Origin of the sequence: Chryseobacterium sp. (assembly GCF_008014695.1) — a bacterium.
Classification (GTDB): Bacteria; Bacteroidota; Bacteroidia; order Flavobacteriales; family Weeksellaceae; genus Kaistella.
In genome coordinates this window covers 624,323-640,921 of the sequence record NZ_VOXE01000002.1, presented here as the reverse complement: position 1 = coordinate 640,921, position 16,599 = coordinate 624,323, and the positions used below count along the sequence as shown (strand labels likewise).

The window sequence follows — 16,599 nt, the reverse complement described above, 5'->3', positions numbered from 1 at the left end:
TTTGATATTATTGGTTTATATCTTAAAGATCTCCGCCGTGATTGTCCAGCTGTCCTTCCCATTTTGAAACAGAGGAAGTTGCCAACGCATTTCCTAAAACATTGGTCATACTTCTTCCCATATCGCAAAAGTGATCAATCGGAAGAATAAGGGCAATTCCTTCGGGCGGAATTCCGAACATCGTACACGTAGCTACGATAATCACCAAGCTGGCTCTTGGAACACCTGCAATTCCTTTTGAGGTCAGCATCAGCACCAAAAGCATTGTAATCTGCTGACCAAGGGACATCTCGATCCCATAAATCTGGGCAATAAAAATTGACGCGAAAGTCATGTACATCATGCTTCCATCAAGGTTGAAGGAATATCCTAATGGCAAGATAAATGAAACAATTCTGTTGTTGCATCCAAAACGTTCGAGTTCTTCCACCAGTTTCGGAAAAACAGCTTCGGAACTTGTTGTGGAAAATGCTATAAGCAAAGGGGCCTTGATCCTTCTGATGAGTTCAAAAAGCCTGTTCCCTAAAATGATATACCCTACGATACACAACACGAGCCACAAAACAGCCAGTGCAAAGAAGAAATCGCGGAGATAGATTGCGTACACTTTAAATATTTCGAAACCGTTTGTCGCAACCACTGCGGCAATTGCTCCCAAAACACCGAGCGGTGCAAACCACATGATATAACCCACCATTTTCAGAATCGCATGCGCACAAATATCGAAGGCTTTGATGATTGGTTTTACATATTCTTCACCCATATTGGCCAGTGCAACGCCGAACATGATTGAAAAAACTACAATCTGCAGAACTTCATTCGTAGCAAAAGCTTCAAAAATACTTTTCGGAATAATGTGTTTTACAAAATCCTCCAACGAAAAACCTTTGCTCGTCTTCAGCAGTTCTTCGGCAGAACTGGCATCCTGAATCGGCAATTGCGTTACATGTCCCGGCTCCAGCCAGTTAACAAAAATCAAGCCTATAAAAAGAGAAACGAGTGAAGCGGTAATAAACCAAAGCATGGCTTTCGATCCTACCCTTCCTATCATTTTGATGTCACTCATTTTTGCAATACCTACTACCAGCGTAGTAAAAACAAGCGGCGCAATAATCATCTGGACCAGGCGGATGAAAATGGTACCCAGAAGTTTAATGTTACTGGCAAACCCGTCTGAATTTTCAGGATATTGGGTGTGAACGATTCCGCCCATTATAACGCCTAAAATAAGTGCAATAATAATGGCGATGAACAGCTTGTTTTGACCTTTCATGAATAAGTTATTTAAGTTTTAAGGAAAAACCAGGTGTAATTGACTTTCCTAAGAATTACAAATATATGTTTTTTCTTGAAAAACCCTAATGAAAGTAGCTTCGCCATTGTTGAAGGTGTTTTCTTTGGTTGCGGCGGCTTCGCCGCCGCAACCAAAGAAAACACTGTCCATAAAAAAACCTCCGGAAAATACGGAGGTTTTGAAAATATTTTAAAAAAAATTATGCCTGAAGGTATCTTGCGTAAGCATAACCCTCTTCGCCGTCGGCGGTTCTTACTTTCCACCAGTCGTCTGAAGTTTGTTCAACCAGAGTCACCGACTCTCCTTTTGCCGCTTTCCCTACAATAGCTGCATCTGTAGAAGGTTCCTGTCTGATATTGAGGTTCGAATCTTCTGTCGCCACTTTCAGTGAAGCTCCGGAAGCCAAACCAGCCACCTGTACATCAAGATTGATATCCGAAGCGGAATAGGTGGAATCTATGGTTCCCAATGCATTCCAGACCGAATCTTTAATTCCTGTTGAAGATGCATTTCCTGAAATATACAGAATTCCGTCCTGTTCAGAAACCTGAAGGTTCGAAACTCCTGCGGACTGCGCGGCAGAAATTACAGCCGCGTATTTATTTTGTAACGTACTCATTTTTAATTATTTTACAGTGTAATTATAGTTTACTTTTCCTACCTGGAGCGCATCAACTGACATCTTAATCTGTCGGGCCTGCGCAGCAGAAACGTTTCCGGTTAAAGTCAATTCATCATTGATGACTTCAGCTTTTACAGAAGGGAAATCTTTGAGTGCATCCTGAACTTTCTGCACATTCGCAGGATCAACTGCCGAAGTGGTTACAACAGGTGCAGGTTCTGCAATCGTGGTCATATCCATCACTTCCTTAATTCCGGGAATGGCTTTGAGTGAAGCAATCATGTTGTCTCTTGACGCCTGGTCAGCGAAGGTTCCGCTTAAATGAGCCGTACCGTCTTTTACTTCAACGGAAGCATTTGGATTTGAGGTCACTACAGTTGTGGCCTGGGTCTGCAGCTCAGCATCAGTAACTTTCTTTTTACAGGCGATAGATCCGAAAGCGACTGCAATTGTCAGTGCAGCCATTGCAAATGTTTTTTTCATAGTTGGATGATTTAATGTTGATAATAATACCCAAATTTACTGATAATATCAGGCGTTTTTCCTAAAAATATGATAAATTTTTCTTAAAATTAATGGAAATTAATCACTTTAAGTATAAAAAAAATCCTGAAGAAATTCAGGATTATTGTTTGATGATTTGTGTGATTCGCTGGGTATTGTCGGTCATGATATAGCGCATAAGATACTTGCCTGGTCTCAGTTTTTCGAGATTGATTTCCCCGGAATTCATATTGACATTAACCTGCAGCATCTGCATTCCCAATATGGAATAAAAAGTCACCGATTTTATTTTTACAGAAGAATCTTTGGCTTTAACGATAATAAAGTCCCTTGCCGGATTTGGATACGCAACCAAAACACCATCATCAGATTTCTGCGAGGCTGTGGCAGGCTCTCTATAAATAGTCTGCGCGGAAAGTTTTTCCGAAAAAACGGTTAAACTTCCGATAAACAGTAAAGAAAATAGTAATTTTTTCACTTATAATACCTTTATATTTGGTTTTCTACTTACAAAAATAGAAAATTCAAATTAATATGCAATAGTTTTTATATAAAACTATATTTAAATTTGCAGGGTTATTTCAAATACCATTCCAAATGATTATATATTCAAGAAACCGAAGATTACGAACCAACGATTCGCTCCGCAGTCTGGTGCAGGAAACTGTTCTCACCACCAACGATTTTGTCATGCCGATTTTCGTCATGGAAGGGGAAAACACCCAGGAACCTATTTCTTCCATGCCCGGAATTTACCGCAGGACTTTAGATTTAACCGTAAAAGAATGTCAGGAACTCTATTCGCTCGGCGTGAAAGCCGTTAACCTCTACATGAAGGTTTCGGAAAATCTTAAGGACAACACCGGAAAAGAGGCGTGGAATAAAAACGGTCTGATGCAGAAGACGATCAAAGCGATTAAAGATGCCGTTCCGGGAATGGTGATTATGCCCGACGTGGCTTTGGACCCTTATTCAATCTATGGACATGATGGCATCATCAACAACGGAAAAATCGATAACGACGCTACCAATGATGCGCTCGTAAAAATGTCGGTTTCCCTTGCCGAAGCCGGTGCCGATATCGTCGCGCCAAGCGATATGATGGACGGAAGAGTGGCCGCCATAAGAACCGGTCTGGAAGAAAGCGGTTTTACCGATGTTGGAATTTTGAGCTATGCTGCAAAATATGCCAGTTCTTTTTACGGTCCTTTCAGAAGTGCGTTGGATTCGGCGCCTGTGGACTCGGCGGAAATTCCGAAAGATAAAAAGACCTACCAGATGGATTTTCACAATTCACGCGAAGCAATTGATGAAGTGCTGAAAGATGTGGCTGAAGGCGCCGACATCATCATGATAAAACCCGGAATGCCCTATCTTGACATTGTGGCGAAAGTCCGCGATGCCATTGATTTGCCGATTGCCGTGTATAACGTGAGCGGAGAATACGCCATGCTGAAAGCCGCTGCCCAAAACGGCTGGCTCGACAATGACAAAGCCATCATCGAAAGTTTAACATGCATCAAAAGAGCCGGTGCCGACCTTATTTTCACCTATGCCGCAAAAGAAGCAGCAATTTTGCTGAATGAAAGATAATTTATTAAAAATTTTACTAAAAAAAGTCTGCTTTTCCGGCAGACTTTTTTGGTTTTAAGAAATATCGAAATCCTTTCCTTTCGTGAATTTTGCGGCAAAAGGTGCCTGATTTCCTGAATAGGTAAGTTTAAAATTCTTTTTGGTTGCAGAATTTTCGATGGCTTCCACGCTGACTCCTGCTGTCCCGAAACTGATTTCCAGATCCGTAGCTGCCTCTTTTTCAAGAAGAATTTCAACACTTTCGGCATAAAAAAGCGCCGTACTAAGATAATTGAACTTCACATTTTTACGGTACGTCTTTGTTTTTGAAAGCGTAAAAGCTGAAAAATTCCTCAGGATTTCAATTCCGGGCGCATCAATATTGGTAATTCTTGATTTTGTAACGCCGTTTACCTTTATCGAGAAATCCTTCGCATTGCTAATGTTGCCTTTAATTCCAATATTGAACAAAGACGGAATTCCGAGTCCGAATTCAAGCAGATTGGTCTTCGTGAATTCAAAATCAGGAATTAAAGCATTGTTTTTTGGAATGCTGATGAGCTGCTTCTTAATTCTTTCGAGTGCATCTCCGGAGAATAAAAACCCAATCAGGTTATTGCCGGTGCTTCGCCAGTTTCTGCCATTCCATTCAAAAATTTCGCAGAGCAAAGTATCGGTAGAAGAATGCGGAAGCAGATCCAGATCCTGCCATTTAAAGATTTCATTGGCGTGAGGCCTTCTGTTCTGGATGTTGACGCCCAGTTCTGAAGACAGCAGTTCGGTAAGTTCTTTGTTGGTTGCCATGACAATTTTTTATTAAAATTAATAAAAATCCGACAGACTTCTTAACACTCAAAATTACAAATCAGAACCAGGTTTTTCTGTTCTGAATATATGTTCTGTCGAATTTTTCATCGCTCATCGTTAAATAAATGATCCCTTCGATAACTGGGATTATAAAAACGACCGGATAGATTACAGATGCAAAACCGCAGGTCACTAAAGTCAAAATTGGAATGATCATTATAGTAGATAGAAGTAAAATAACCCCTTCATTTATATATCCCATATAAAACTTGTGGATTCCCAAAGAACCAAGCAGAATAGCGAAAATGCCTGCTGCGAGTTTTTTTTCGGAGCGGTAATTTCTGTTCTCAGAATTCTGCTGATATTGCCCCTGATTTTCGGGATTGTTGTAGCCGTAAGTTTCCATTTTTTTTAAAATTTAAATGATTGATAGTTTGCCCAATGAGTCTTAATCTGTAAATTTTTGTTACATCGTGCTTTCGGTATTCTTTGGCCGGCCTTTATCCAAATTTATTATATTTGCTCCATGATTTTACGCGGAGAAAATTTGATTAAGGAGTACGGCCCGAAAAAAGTGGTAAAAGGGGTTTCTGTGGAAGTTGCACAGGGCGAAATTGTCGGACTTCTCGGTCCGAACGGTGCCGGAAAAACCACTTCTTTTTATATGATTGTCGGACTGGTAAAGCCCACTTCAGGGAAAATTTTTCTCGACAACAAGGAAATTACCACCGATGCCATGTACCGCCGTGCCCAGAAAGGAATCGGTTATCTGGCGCAGGAAGCTTCCGTGTTCCGCAAACTTTCGGTTGAAGACAATATTTTAGGCGTTTTGCAGCTTACAAACCTTTCGAAACGCGAACAGCAGATTAAATGCGATGAACTGATTGAAGAATTTTCACTTCAGCACGTCCGCAAAAACCGTGGCGACCTGCTTTCGGGCGGAGAAAGAAGGAGGACAGAAATCGCAAGGTGTCTGGCGACAAGCCCGAACTTTATTTTACTGGATGAGCCTTTTGCCGGCGTTGACCCGATTGCCGTGGAAGACATTCAGAAAATCGTAAGAAGTCTTGTGGATAAAAATATCGGGATTCTGATTACTGATCACAACGTGCAGCAGACCTTGGCGATTACACATAAAACCTATATCATGTTCGAAGGAAAAATCCTTAAGGAAGGGCTTCCGCACGAGCTCGCCAACGATCCGCAGGTGCGCGAAGCATATCTTGGAGAAAACTTTGTTTATCAGGATATTTTAAGCAAACCGAAAAAGAAATCCTATGTGTACAACATTTGGGCAGGAAATTTCGATTCCAAAAACCAGTTTCAGCATTTTGTGGATGAGCATTTCAACAAACTCGATAATTTAAGGCTTATGTACGGTTTCGAAGACATCAGTTTTGCCTCTCTGGCAAATTCTGAAATCGAACATATTTTTAATGATGTTGTGGATAAAAACGCGAACAATTCTTTCCTTTTTCAGAAGAAAGAGATCACTTCAACCTACCCATCGGAACTCGCAGAATCGGATTCGAAAGTTGCTGCGAAGCCTGAACTGCATTATTTAACAACGTATCATTACGAAGCATAAAGTTTTTTGGTCGAATTTTTGTTAAATTACAGCATTGAAAACTAAATCCCTTTTCAATTCTCCGAAAAAATGCCGAAAGCCTTTACGCGAACTACCAATTTAATAAGTATTTACAAACAGTTGCGGCCCTTCATTACGCCTTACCGGCGCATGATTTACGGCACGCTTTTCCTCACATTTCTTGGGGCACTCGCGGCGCAGGTCAATCCGCTTGTTCTGAAATATACGGTGGATGAAGTAACGGAACTCACCCAACTTCCCGATCCGATGTCGGAAGGAATTCATGTTCTCGTTATCATCACCGCCATTTTACTGGGAAAGGAACTTGCCAATATCTTCATTCAGTTCGGGCAGAAATTTTACGGCGAAAAAATCAGGATCAGCGTGAGTTCGGTTCTGGCCCAATCGGCGATCGATAAAATCCTGCGCTACCGGATTGCCTATTTCAATGACGAAAACCACGAAACCGGTAAACTTCAGATCCGCATCGACCGTGGAATTGAAAGCCTGACGAAACTCGTCCAGAATTTTTTCATCGATATTTTACCGCTTTTTTCGAATGCCATCATCGCACTGGTCATCATGTACATGCAGAATGTGTATGTTGGTTTGGTTTCCACTGTTGTGGTTCCGGTTTATTTTTATGTGAGTTCTTTGCAGGCCAGAAAACTTTCCGGAGTGCGACGGACTTTAAGAAATCAGCGGGAACAGAAGACTTCGGGGCTGCTGAACCTCATCAATTCAATCATGGTCATCAAAAGTTTCGTTCGCGAAAAGTTTGAAGGCAAAAAACAGTATGACCTGCAGATGCAGCTCATGGAAAGTCAGCTTTTTACGCGCAGAACGAATTTTATTTATGACGGGCTTAAAACATTCATCGAACAGTTCGGCGTGGTACTGATTATATTGCTCACGGTTTATCTTGTTCTGGACCAGCAGATGACGATTGGCGCGATCATGCTTCACATCATGCTTTTCAACAATGTTTCGTCTCCCATCCGACAGCTTCACCGCATTTATGACGATATGAATGACGCCTTTATTTATGCGGAAGGCTATTTTGACATTTTAAATGCGGATGAAGAAACGGAACCGAACGGAAATCTTATTGAAAAAAACATCAACGGTACGTTTGAACTTAAAAATGTTGATTTTTCGTATCCAAACGGCACAAAAGCGCTCAACAATGTTTCAATGCTCATCGAAAACGGCAAAACAACGGCTTTAGTCGGTTTGAGCGGCGCCGGAAAATCAACGGTCATCAATCTGCTCTGTAAATTCTATCTCCCCGATTCCGGTGAAATTCTTTTGGATGGGATCAGTCTTAACGAGTATGAAAATTCTTTCCTCCGGAATGACATCGGTTTGGTACTGCAAAAAAACCATATTTTCCAGGGGAGTATTGAGGACAACATCCGCTACGGAAACATGAACGCCACTTTCGAAGAAATTGAAACCGCGGCAAAAAAAGCGTACCTGCACGACCAGATTCTGGATCTTCCGGAAAAGTATCTGCACGATGCCACACAGCTTTCCGGCGGACAGCAGCAGCGGATTGCCATTGCACGGTTATTTCTCAAAAATCCGCCCATTATTTTCCTTGATGAACCTACTGCAAGTCTTGATGCCATTGCCACCGAACAGATCAAGAATTCGCTTGACGCAATAAAAGAAGGCAGAACCGTTATCATTATTTCGCATTCATTATCCCAGATTCTCGACAGTGACGCGATCTATGTCATGAAAAAAGGCGAAGTCGTGGAAAACGGAACGCACGATGAACTGATGCAGATGCAGGGAATGTACCGCGAAATCTTCGATGCTTCAGCCAGAAGCCTGAATCTTGACAAACTTATGAGTTCGTACCGGGAAAATTAATTAAATAAAAATGAAAAAATACATCCTGATATTCAGCGCAACAGCACTTTTGGTTTCCTGCACCAAAGTGGAAGAAAAAATAAACGAAGTAGTGACAAAAACCACTGAAACGGCCAAACAGAAAGCTCAGGAAACGGTGAACGAAACCATCAGCAATTCCATCAATTCCATTACAAAAACAGAAAACGCTGAGTTCAGTGCGGTTTTTCCCGGCGCTGATGCCGTCAAGATTGAAGAATTCAGCGGGAAAAAGCTGCAGTTCCCGAACGGCAGTCCGGCTTATTTCTTTAAATACAAAGCCGATCCCGCGGTACTCATTTCCTTTCTTGAAAAACAGACCACAACAAATGAGGGAAAATCTGATCAGAACGCACAGAAAATCAGTGGCGAAAACATCATCGAAAAAATAAGTTTTGTAGAAAAATTCCTGCCTGAAAGCGTCGTAAGTTCAGGTTTTCTGCAGGACCTTAAAAATGATAAAACCATGGAATATTACCAGCTCAGGAGATTCCCCAACAAAAGCACCATAATCGTAAGTCCGAAAAACGGCATGGTCTACCAATTTGTCGAAATTCAGAAATAATTTCCAATGAAATGCTGATCAAATGTTTATATTTGATAAAAAAATAAATCATGCCCAAAACAGATAAAAATGACGAGGTTTTCCGCGAAAAACTCAGCCACCTGAATGATTTTGAATTCAACGATAAGGTTGCAGGCGTTTTTGATGATATGGTAAGCCGGTCGGTTCCGTATTACGACGAAATGCAGCGAATGACGAGTGAACTGGTGAAGGATTTTGCCAAAAAAGACTCGCTTGTATATGATTTGGGATGCTCCACCGGGACCACGATGATTTTAATGGACAAAACTGTTGATCCCGAAATCAAATTCGTAGGAATTGATGATTCGGAAGAAATGATCATTAAATGCCGCGAAAAACTCGACCGCTTTAAACTGCACCGAGAAATCGATTTGAAAGTGGCAGATTTAACGGAAGAAGTACCTGTTGAAAATGCCTCTGTCGTTATGATGGTGCTGGTTCTTCAGTTCATCCGCCCCATTCACCGTCTTGAGATCGTAAGAAAAATCTACGAAGGAATGAACAAAGGCGGCGTTTTCATTTTAATTGAAAAAATTCTGACGGAAGAAAAATCCTTCAACCGCAGTTTTATTGATTATTACTACGAATTCAAAAGAAGGAACAATTACAGTGAGCTCGAAATTTCTCAGAAAAGAGAAGCGCTGGAAAATGTTTTAATCCCTTATAAGTTAAGCGAAAATTTAAACATGCTGAAAGAAGCCGGTTTCGAAGAGACTGAAGTATTCTTTAAATGGTACAATTTTACAGGAATCATCGCAAAAAAAATATAATGATACAGATCGGTAATTTTTTCTTTAAATACAGAAATCAGCTTTTTATTCTGCTTTATCTGCTGCTTTTTCTTCCTTCTCCTCCACTTTTCGGTGAAGACACATTTGGCCGCCATTATTACTGGATTCCGATTGTTTTGGGACTTTTGATAACGGTTACCGGACAGATCATCCGCGGAGGAACCATCGGTTTGGCCTATATCGTGAGAGGCGGAAAAGACAAAAAAGTCTACGCAGACGGTCTCGTGACAGAAGGGATTTTCAGCCACGTCCGGAATCCGCTTTACGTTGGGAATATCCTGATGCTGTTGGGAGTGGGGATTTTGGCCAATTCACTGTATTTTGTCGGCATTGTAATGCCCATTTTCCTATTTATTTATCAGTGCATTGTTTTGGCGGAAGAAAATTTTCTCAGACAGAAATTTGGCGACGGATTTAATGAATACACTAAAAATGTTCACCGCTGGTTTCCGAACCTTTCCGGAATCGGTAAAACATTTTCTACCATGGATTTCAAATGGAGAAGATGGCTGATCAAAGAATACAACACGCAGTTTATTTGGCTTTGCGGAATCGCCCTTATTCTGCTTTTCAAATATCCGCATTTCACTCACGACGATCATAATTTAAGAAATATGCTCGCGATCATGTCAGTTGTGGTCTTTGCAATTTATTATGTCAGCGTACGGTATATGAAAAAAACAAAAAAATGGACTGAGTAAAGAAATTTGCTCATCGTTCTCTTCTTTTAATTTTTAATATTATTCATGAAAATCTATACCAAGACCGGCGACAAAGGCGAGACCGCTCTTTACGGCGGAACACGGGTTTCCAAAGCCTCTGCACGGGTTGAATCCTATGGAAATATCGACGAACTGAATTCTTTCATCGGTTCTGCAAAATGTGAAATCACCGATGAAAAAGTTCTCAGCCAACTGAAAAAAATTCAGTTTGATCTGTTTACCGTTGGTTCAGAATCTGCCACTCCCGCAGACAAACTTACTTTGGCCAACGGAAAATCGCGGTTAACGCTGATGATTTCTGAAACCGAAATCGAAGAGCTTGAGAACTGGATGGATGATTTTGAAAAGGATCTGGAACCTTTGCAGTTTTTCATTCTTCCGGGTGGCGGCAAAGCCGCCACATCACTCCATATCTGTCGGACCGTATGCAGAAGAGCAGAACGAAGCATGGTTTTTCTGAATGAAACCGAAGAAGTACGACCCGAACTCATCAAATATCTCAACAGACTATCCGATTACCTTTTTGTTTTGGCCCGGTATATTTCAAAAATAAACGGTGAAAAGGAAGAATACTGGAATCCGAACGATAGGACAAATAAGCTACAGAAGTAACAAATTATGAAAAAGGGGCTAACACTTTTATTTTTTTGTTTACTCGTAATCAATTGTTATTCACAAAGTGAAGTAAGGTTTCCTTTTGAAATAAAATATCAATATTATCGCAATTCCTATGAAAAACCAGAAATAATTAGTTTATCTATATCAAATGATCATAAAGATTTATATCTAATTTCTGAAAGAGATTCCAATAGAATTTTTGTAGAAAATGACAGCTATAATATTATTATTAAATCTAATAAAATAGATTATTCTGAATCATTTTTGTACAGTCGTCCCGGTGCAAGATATATAAAAATCCATTCTACTAAAGATTTTTTTGAGGTTGGCAGATATAAGGCGAGAAAATATATTATAGATTTACCCGAGTATAAGATGTTAATTTTTGTGGACGAAAATTCAAAAATAAATAATACTTCGTTTCTTAATAAAGTATATGGCATTATTGATCCTCCTAAGCTGCCGACAGGTTTAGTTGTACGAGTTGATATTATTTTTGATGGAAAAAATAATGAGAATGTTTGGCTCTTACAAAATGTAAACATCAAAAGCAAGAAGGTACTCCATATAAATTTCAGTCAAATTAAATTATTGGAAAGAAATTTAAAGAAGGAATTCGGCGATACGACAATAAGAACTAAACCGAAAGAACAAAATTGAAAGCCCTTCTTTTCATCAACGGAATTCCGCCCCAAAATCTTCCGGAAACAGAAGATTATGACCTTATCGCGTGTTCTGACGGGGCTTTTCATTATCTGAAAGAGAAAAATTTTCCTTTTGAGCGGCTCGATTTTATCTCTGGTGACTTTGATTCTCATTCAGGTGCCGACGAAAATATTTACAAAGAAAAATTTATTTACACCCCAGATCAGGATAAAACCGATTTCCAGAAATCTTTGGAAATCATTAAAGAAAAAGGCTTTAAAAAAGTGGATGTATATGGCGGTAGCGGCGGCGAAATGGATCATTTTCTCGGAAATCTGACGGTTGCTTTTCTATTTAAAGGTGACATGGACATCACCTTCGTTGATGAATTTTTCACCTATTATTTTGCGCCGAAACATTTGGTCCTGGAACAGGCAAAAGGTAAAATCATTTCACTTTTTCCTTTTCCCACAGCCGGAAACATTACTACTTCAGGTTTAAAATGGCCGCTGAACAGTGAAAACCTTCAACTTACCCAAAAAATCGGAACCCGGAATTTTGCTGCGGAAGAAACGGTGGTGATCGGTTATGAAAGTGGCGATCTCGTTGTTTTTATCTCGCATCAATGAAAAAAGCCGGACGTTGAAAAATTCTCGGAAACTTCTTCAAGAAATGCGGAATTTCACTCATTATGCAATGCATTTTGAATTGAGTATTAATGAAGCGCCGTAACTGCCATTAACAAAAATTTTTACCTTTAAAACCAACTTTTTTTACCAAATTTGCATTCCGAACCGTAACACGAGCACGAAAACATGAAAATTAAATATTCAGAACTTATTGACCAGACTCTGTATTTCCCGACCGAAGAATTCAACGTCGCGGAAAATACATTACAATTTCACGATATCCCTTTAATGGAGGTGGTGGAACAGTTTGGAACGCCTTTGAAATTTAATTATCTGCCGAAAATCTCCACGAACATTCAGCGTGCAAAAGCATGGTTCAAGGAAGCAATCGAAAAAAACGACTATAAAAAAGGGTACCGTTACTGCTACTGTACCAAATCGAGCCATTTTGCTTTCGTTCTTGAAGAAGCCCTGAAAAATGACATCTCTCTGGAAACATCTTCGGCTTATGATATGGACATTGTGAAATCGCTTTATGACAAAGGGAAATTCGACAAAACGGTGGAAGTCATCTGCAACGGTTTTAAGACCGATGATTATCTGGCAAAAATTTCAGACCTGATCAACAGCGGATTCGAAAACATCACGCCAATCCTTGATAATTACCGGGAACTCGATAAACTTACAGAAAGCATTGATTCCACCTTCAACATCGGAATCCGGATCGCCTCTGAAGAGGAACCGAAATTTGAATTTTATACGTCCAGATTGGGGATCGGCTATAAAGACATTATCCCGTATTACAGCCAAAAAATTGCGGAACATCCGAATGCGAGGCTGAAAATGCTCCACTTTTTCATCAACACCGGAATCAAGGATACCGCGTATTACTGGAATGAACTGTATAAATGTCTGCGTGTTTACGCACGACTGAAAAAAATTGCCCCAGAAGTGGATTCCCTGAATATCGGCGGCGGTTTTCCGATCAAGACATCTTTGAATTTCGACTACGATTACCAGTATATGGTAAACGAGATCGTGTCGCAGATCAAGAAATTCTGTGAAGAAGAAGGCGTTGAAGAACCAAATATCTACACCGAATTCGGGAGTTTTACCGTTGGCGAAAGCGGCGGCCATCTTTATAAAATCATTTCCCAAAAACGTCAGAACGACCGGGAAAAATGGAATATGATCGATTCATCTTTCATGACCACATTACCTGATACATGGGCGATTTCACGCCATTTCATCATGCTTCCGCTGAACCGTTGGGAAGATACTTATGAAAGAGTCTTTTTGGGAGGTTTAACTTGCGATTCCGATGATTATTACAATTCTGAACAGCACACTAATGCAATCTATCTGCCTGTTTTCAGCGACACAAAGCCGCTTTATATCGGATTTTTCCACACCGGTGCGTATCAGGAAACAATCGGAGGTTACGGCGGCGTTCATCACTGTCTGATGCCACAACCAAAGCATATCCTCATCGACAAAGATGAAGAGGGGAATTTCACTTATGAAGTTTTCCGAGAAGAGCAGCAGCCTGAGGAAGTCCTGAAACTTTTGGGATATTAATGTCGGTCAAATACATTTAAATCAAACAAAAAGCCTGAGCTGATAAACAAAAACTCCGTCTTCAATGAAGACGGAGTTTTTTTTGTATGTTACAGGAAATTACTTCCGGATCATCAGTTTGCTTGAATAATCAACATTTATTCCTTTGATTTTTACCACATAAACCCCATTCGGTAAATTTTGGGTAGATATTGATTCTTTACCGCTCATGGTTTGGTAAGCAACCAGTTTTCCGGATGCATCATAAATATCCACTTTCACTTTGCCCAATGTTTTGGAAGGTAATTTTATAGAGAATTCATTTTTAGCCGGATTCGGATAAATTGAAATTCCAGCATTTGCAGTACCTTCCTCCGTAGCCAAGAAACATTCTGCAGGTACGGTAAAATCAGCCAACTGATCATTAATATCAGTTGCGGAACCTGCAGAAGCATTTAAACCCACGCCTCTTTTTGCAAAAGTCCTCCAAATCATACAGCGGTCTGCTCCGCCTGTTGCCAGTAATTCGGCTGCTAAAACAGCATCTCTTCCAGTCACAAAATCAGGGTTGCAGGGCTGAAGTTTTAAAGCATCGGTAACGAGCTGTAAAACCCTGCTGCTTCCGCTTGTAGTGTTTGTACTGACGTCAGCAGTGTATCCGTATTTTTGAACAAAATTCCAATGCAGATCCCATAATATAGTGGCCCAGACAAATCCTATGGAATGAACATCCGGCACCATTGTTCCGGATCCATCGTCGTATTCCATTCCATTGGTATCGTTATACGTATAATCATTCACCGTAAAAAGCGGCGAATATTTTGCAGGTCTGATTCCTGAACCCGAGTTGGCCTGTCCAATAGCATAGGTACCAATACCTCTGGCTACAGAAGCATTATCCCCCGGTTTATTGGTTAACATTAAAGCGAAGAAATCTGACCAGCCTTCGCCCATCTGTTCTTTTGAACTTGAAGAGGAAAGACAGGTATATCCGTCGCCGGTATTCCTGTTCGATATTCCATGACCATATTCGTGAGCAACTATTCCGTTGTCGAAGCTTCCGTCATATCTGATATCCCGTTTCAATGTGACATTCACTGTGCCGCTCAATTGGGTCTTAATATATTCCCCTTCAGCATTATTAATAATAACAGAAGGGATGGTTATGGTGTTATCAGTACCGTTCATTGATGTAAGTGCAGCTCCACCAGTATTATTATAAATAATGGCGGCAATTGCACCCGCATTCTGTGCATTTTTTACTTTTTCTGTGAAAGTACATGTTCCTCTTTCAATAAGACCAATTTTTCCCGTTAAGGATCCCGCAGGCAAAGCCGAACAGCCCAACAAAACCGGAGATAAGGCAACATCTCCAGTTACTCCTATATCATCGAGTTCATCTCCGAAATCTGAAGTTCCGGCTGTAGGAACCCTGGAAACCGCAGCAGAAGGAGCATTATACCAGAAACGCCGTGACGAAGCTTGCCACAGATACATTTGCATCCTTGGCCGGCTGCCATCCGCCGGAGTTGCAAAATTTGCGTTGTTATAACCGCCTCTGTCCTGCGACTCGGCATTCACATAATCATTCCCTAAACCTCCAAAACCAAAATTGGTCTGTTGGAAATTTCTGGCCGATTCATTAAAGCCGAATTTATAAAAGATATCGTGTACCTTGTTGTTAATATAAAACAAGTTGGTTGTAGCGGCAGATAAGCTGTTAAACGGTGTTGATGCAGAATTGTAAGGAAAATTAAAATTCCTGGCTGCACCGCCATCAGGCGAAGAGCCCGATCCGGCAATATTATTGGCATCTCTGTCTTCGTAAGCAAATACATTATTTCCGCGGGTAATGGTGTAATGCGTAGTGCCGTTAAAATGCCATCCTTCAGGAGATGAAGCAACAATCCATGGATTTGAAACCATGGTCCGGGAACCAAAACTCGGTGCCTCGATTGGAAGCTGGAAAACATTGTAAGAGGCATTGTCCGGAACCAGTAAGGATTGGGCGGCTTTATTATCTTCCGGAATATTCAGCAGAGGTTCATTGTGATCAACGATTTTGTGACCCTCAGGATATACCTGCGTGTACGCATTATGATTAAAATTACAGGACAGATTTAAATCTATTTTACTGAGAACAGCACCGCTATTGGCGTCTACCAAAACATTCCAGTAATGATTTGTTTTTTCTTCCGGAACCAGAAATTCGTAACTGAGAACCAAATTCCCATTGATTTTGGCATAAACAAGCCTTTGTTTGGCAGCCAAAGCATTTTCAGGATCAGCGTCGTTAAATTCTAAAACAGGATAATTTTTAAGACTGTATAGCGAAAGGTTTTGCAGCAATTTGCTGAACGCCGATTTCTTATCCAAGCCTGCAATTCTGGCAGAAGCGTTTACATAACTGTTCTGGAAGTTATCCTTAAAATACGATACTTTACGGTCCTTGATCACCACTGTTGCTACCGCACCGTAAATGGGCAAACCGTTGAAACTCTGCTGAATTTTAACAACATCCGCGTTTAACGATTTTGATGCATCAACATTGATAACAGTAAAATCAGTGAGATCAGATTTTTGAAGTTTTAAAGCTTTGCCAGCTGAGATATAATCTTTAATTAATCTCTCGTTCTCCTGAGAAAATAGACTGGCTGAAGTGAAAAGAGCAAATACCACCGCAAGAACAGGTAATTTTATATTTTTCATTAAATTTTTAAACTATTTGGTGCAAATATCATTTAATTTTAGAGAATAAAAAAACGCAT

At 40.5% G+C, this 16,599-nt stretch carries 16 protein-coding genes and 1 pseudogene; 10 read left to right on the top strand and 7 right to left on the bottom strand.

The genetic code is table 11. From position 1 onward, the window contains the following. Positions 1–22 precede the first annotated feature (22 nt). The 4 genes from FUA25_RS07400 to FUA25_RS07385 all read right to left on the bottom strand — a co-directional run bounded on the left by FUA25_RS07400 (position 23) and on the right by FUA25_RS07385 (position 2,898). A complete protein-coding gene (locus FUA25_RS07400) occupies positions 23–1,273 on the bottom strand; it encodes a dicarboxylate/amino acid:cation symporter (RefSeq protein ID WP_147756257.1) in 1,251 nt (416 codons plus the stop codon). A 220-nt stretch (positions 1,274–1,493) separates the two neighbouring features. Further along, a complete protein-coding gene (locus FUA25_RS07395) occupies positions 1,494–1,913 on the bottom strand; it encodes an SH3 domain-containing protein (protein ID WP_147756256.1) in 420 nt (139 codons plus the stop codon). Positions 1,914–1,919: 6 nt separating this feature from the next. Continuing rightward, positions 1,920–2,399: a BON domain-containing protein gene (locus FUA25_RS07390; protein WP_147756255.1), complete on the bottom strand. Its 480-nt coding sequence runs from the start codon at positions 2,397–2,399 to the stop codon at positions 1,920–1,922. A 142-nt stretch (positions 2,400–2,541) separates the two neighbouring features. Then, positions 2,542–2,898 (bottom strand): T9SS type A sorting domain-containing protein, encoded by a 357-nt coding sequence (locus FUA25_RS07385; RefSeq protein WP_147756254.1) that lies wholly within the window; start codon positions 2,896–2,898, stop codon positions 2,542–2,544. Positions 2,899–3,017: 119 nt separating this feature from the next. Between FUA25_RS07385 and hemB the strand changes: the two genes are divergently transcribed. Beyond that, on the top strand, positions 3,018–4,013 hold the full coding sequence (hemB, locus tag FUA25_RS07380; RefSeq protein WP_147756253.1) for a porphobilinogen synthase: 996 nt from the start codon (positions 3,018–3,020) through the stop codon (positions 4,011–4,013). Positions 4,014–4,067: 54 nt separating this feature from the next. Here the strand turns inward: hemB and FUA25_RS07375 are convergent, their stop codons facing one another. Both FUA25_RS07375 and FUA25_RS07370 read right to left on the bottom strand, forming a co-directional pair. Continuing rightward, positions 4,068–4,796: a hypothetical protein gene (locus FUA25_RS07375; RefSeq protein WP_147756252.1), complete on the bottom strand. Its 729-nt coding sequence runs from the start codon at positions 4,794–4,796 to the stop codon at positions 4,068–4,070. Positions 4,797–4,857: 61 nt separating this feature from the next. Continuing rightward, positions 4,858–5,205: a TM2 domain-containing protein gene (locus FUA25_RS07370; protein WP_147756251.1), complete on the bottom strand. Its 348-nt coding sequence runs from the start codon at positions 5,203–5,205 to the stop codon at positions 4,858–4,860. A gap of 120 nt (positions 5,206–5,325) precedes the next feature. Here FUA25_RS07370 and lptB point away from each other — a divergent pair. The 9 genes and pseudogenes from lptB to FUA25_RS07325 all read left to right on the top strand — a co-directional run. Next, positions 5,326–6,051, top strand: a pseudogene (lptB, locus tag FUA25_RS07365) (LPS export ABC transporter ATP-binding protein); the annotation flags it as partial. A gap of 486 nt (positions 6,052–6,537) precedes the next feature. Further along, positions 6,538–8,265 carry an ABC transporter ATP-binding protein gene (locus FUA25_RS07360; RefSeq protein ID WP_147756343.1) on the top strand — a complete coding sequence of 576 codons (1,728 nt, stop codon included), beginning with the start codon at positions 6,538–6,540 and terminating at the stop codon, positions 8,263–8,265. Positions 8,266–8,275: 10 nt separating this feature from the next. After that, positions 8,276–8,848 (top strand): hypothetical protein, encoded by a 573-nt coding sequence (locus FUA25_RS07355; protein WP_147756249.1) that lies wholly within the window; start codon positions 8,276–8,278, stop codon positions 8,846–8,848. A 50-nt stretch (positions 8,849–8,898) separates the two neighbouring features. After that, on the top strand, positions 8,899–9,639 hold the full coding sequence (gene cmoA, locus FUA25_RS07350; protein WP_147756248.1) for a carboxy-S-adenosyl-L-methionine synthase CmoA: 741 nt from the start codon (positions 8,899–8,901) through the stop codon (positions 9,637–9,639). Then, on the top strand, positions 9,639–10,361 hold the full coding sequence (locus FUA25_RS07345; protein WP_147756247.1) for a methyltransferase family protein: 723 nt from the start codon (positions 9,639–9,641) through the stop codon (positions 10,359–10,361). Before cmoA ends, FUA25_RS07345 begins: the two co-directional genes overlap by 1 nt. Positions 10,362–10,406: 45 nt before the next feature. Further along, positions 10,407–10,994: a cob(I)yrinic acid a,c-diamide adenosyltransferase gene (locus FUA25_RS07340; RefSeq protein ID WP_147756246.1), complete on the top strand. Its 588-nt coding sequence runs from the start codon at positions 10,407–10,409 to the stop codon at positions 10,992–10,994. Positions 10,995–11,000: 6 nt separating this feature from the next. Beyond that, a complete protein-coding gene (locus tag FUA25_RS07335; protein ID WP_147756245.1) occupies positions 11,001–11,660 on the top strand; it encodes a hypothetical protein in 660 nt (219 codons plus the stop codon). Beyond that, entirely contained in the window at positions 11,657–12,274 is a 618-nt protein-coding gene (locus FUA25_RS07330; RefSeq protein WP_147756244.1) for a thiamine diphosphokinase, read from the top strand. Before FUA25_RS07335 ends, FUA25_RS07330 begins: the two co-directional genes overlap by 4 nt. A 186-nt stretch (positions 12,275–12,460) precedes the next feature. Then, positions 12,461–13,852, top strand: coding sequence for an arginine decarboxylase (locus FUA25_RS07325; protein WP_147756243.1), 1,392 nt, complete (start codon positions 12,461–12,463; stop codon positions 13,850–13,852). A gap of 99 nt (positions 13,853–13,951) precedes the next feature. Here the strand turns inward: FUA25_RS07325 and FUA25_RS07320 are convergent, their stop codons facing one another. Continuing rightward, positions 13,952–16,540: a T9SS-dependent M36 family metallopeptidase gene (locus tag FUA25_RS07320; protein WP_147756242.1), complete on the bottom strand. Its 2,589-nt coding sequence runs from the start codon at positions 16,538–16,540 to the stop codon at positions 13,952–13,954. Positions 16,541–16,599: the final 59 nt, after the last annotated feature.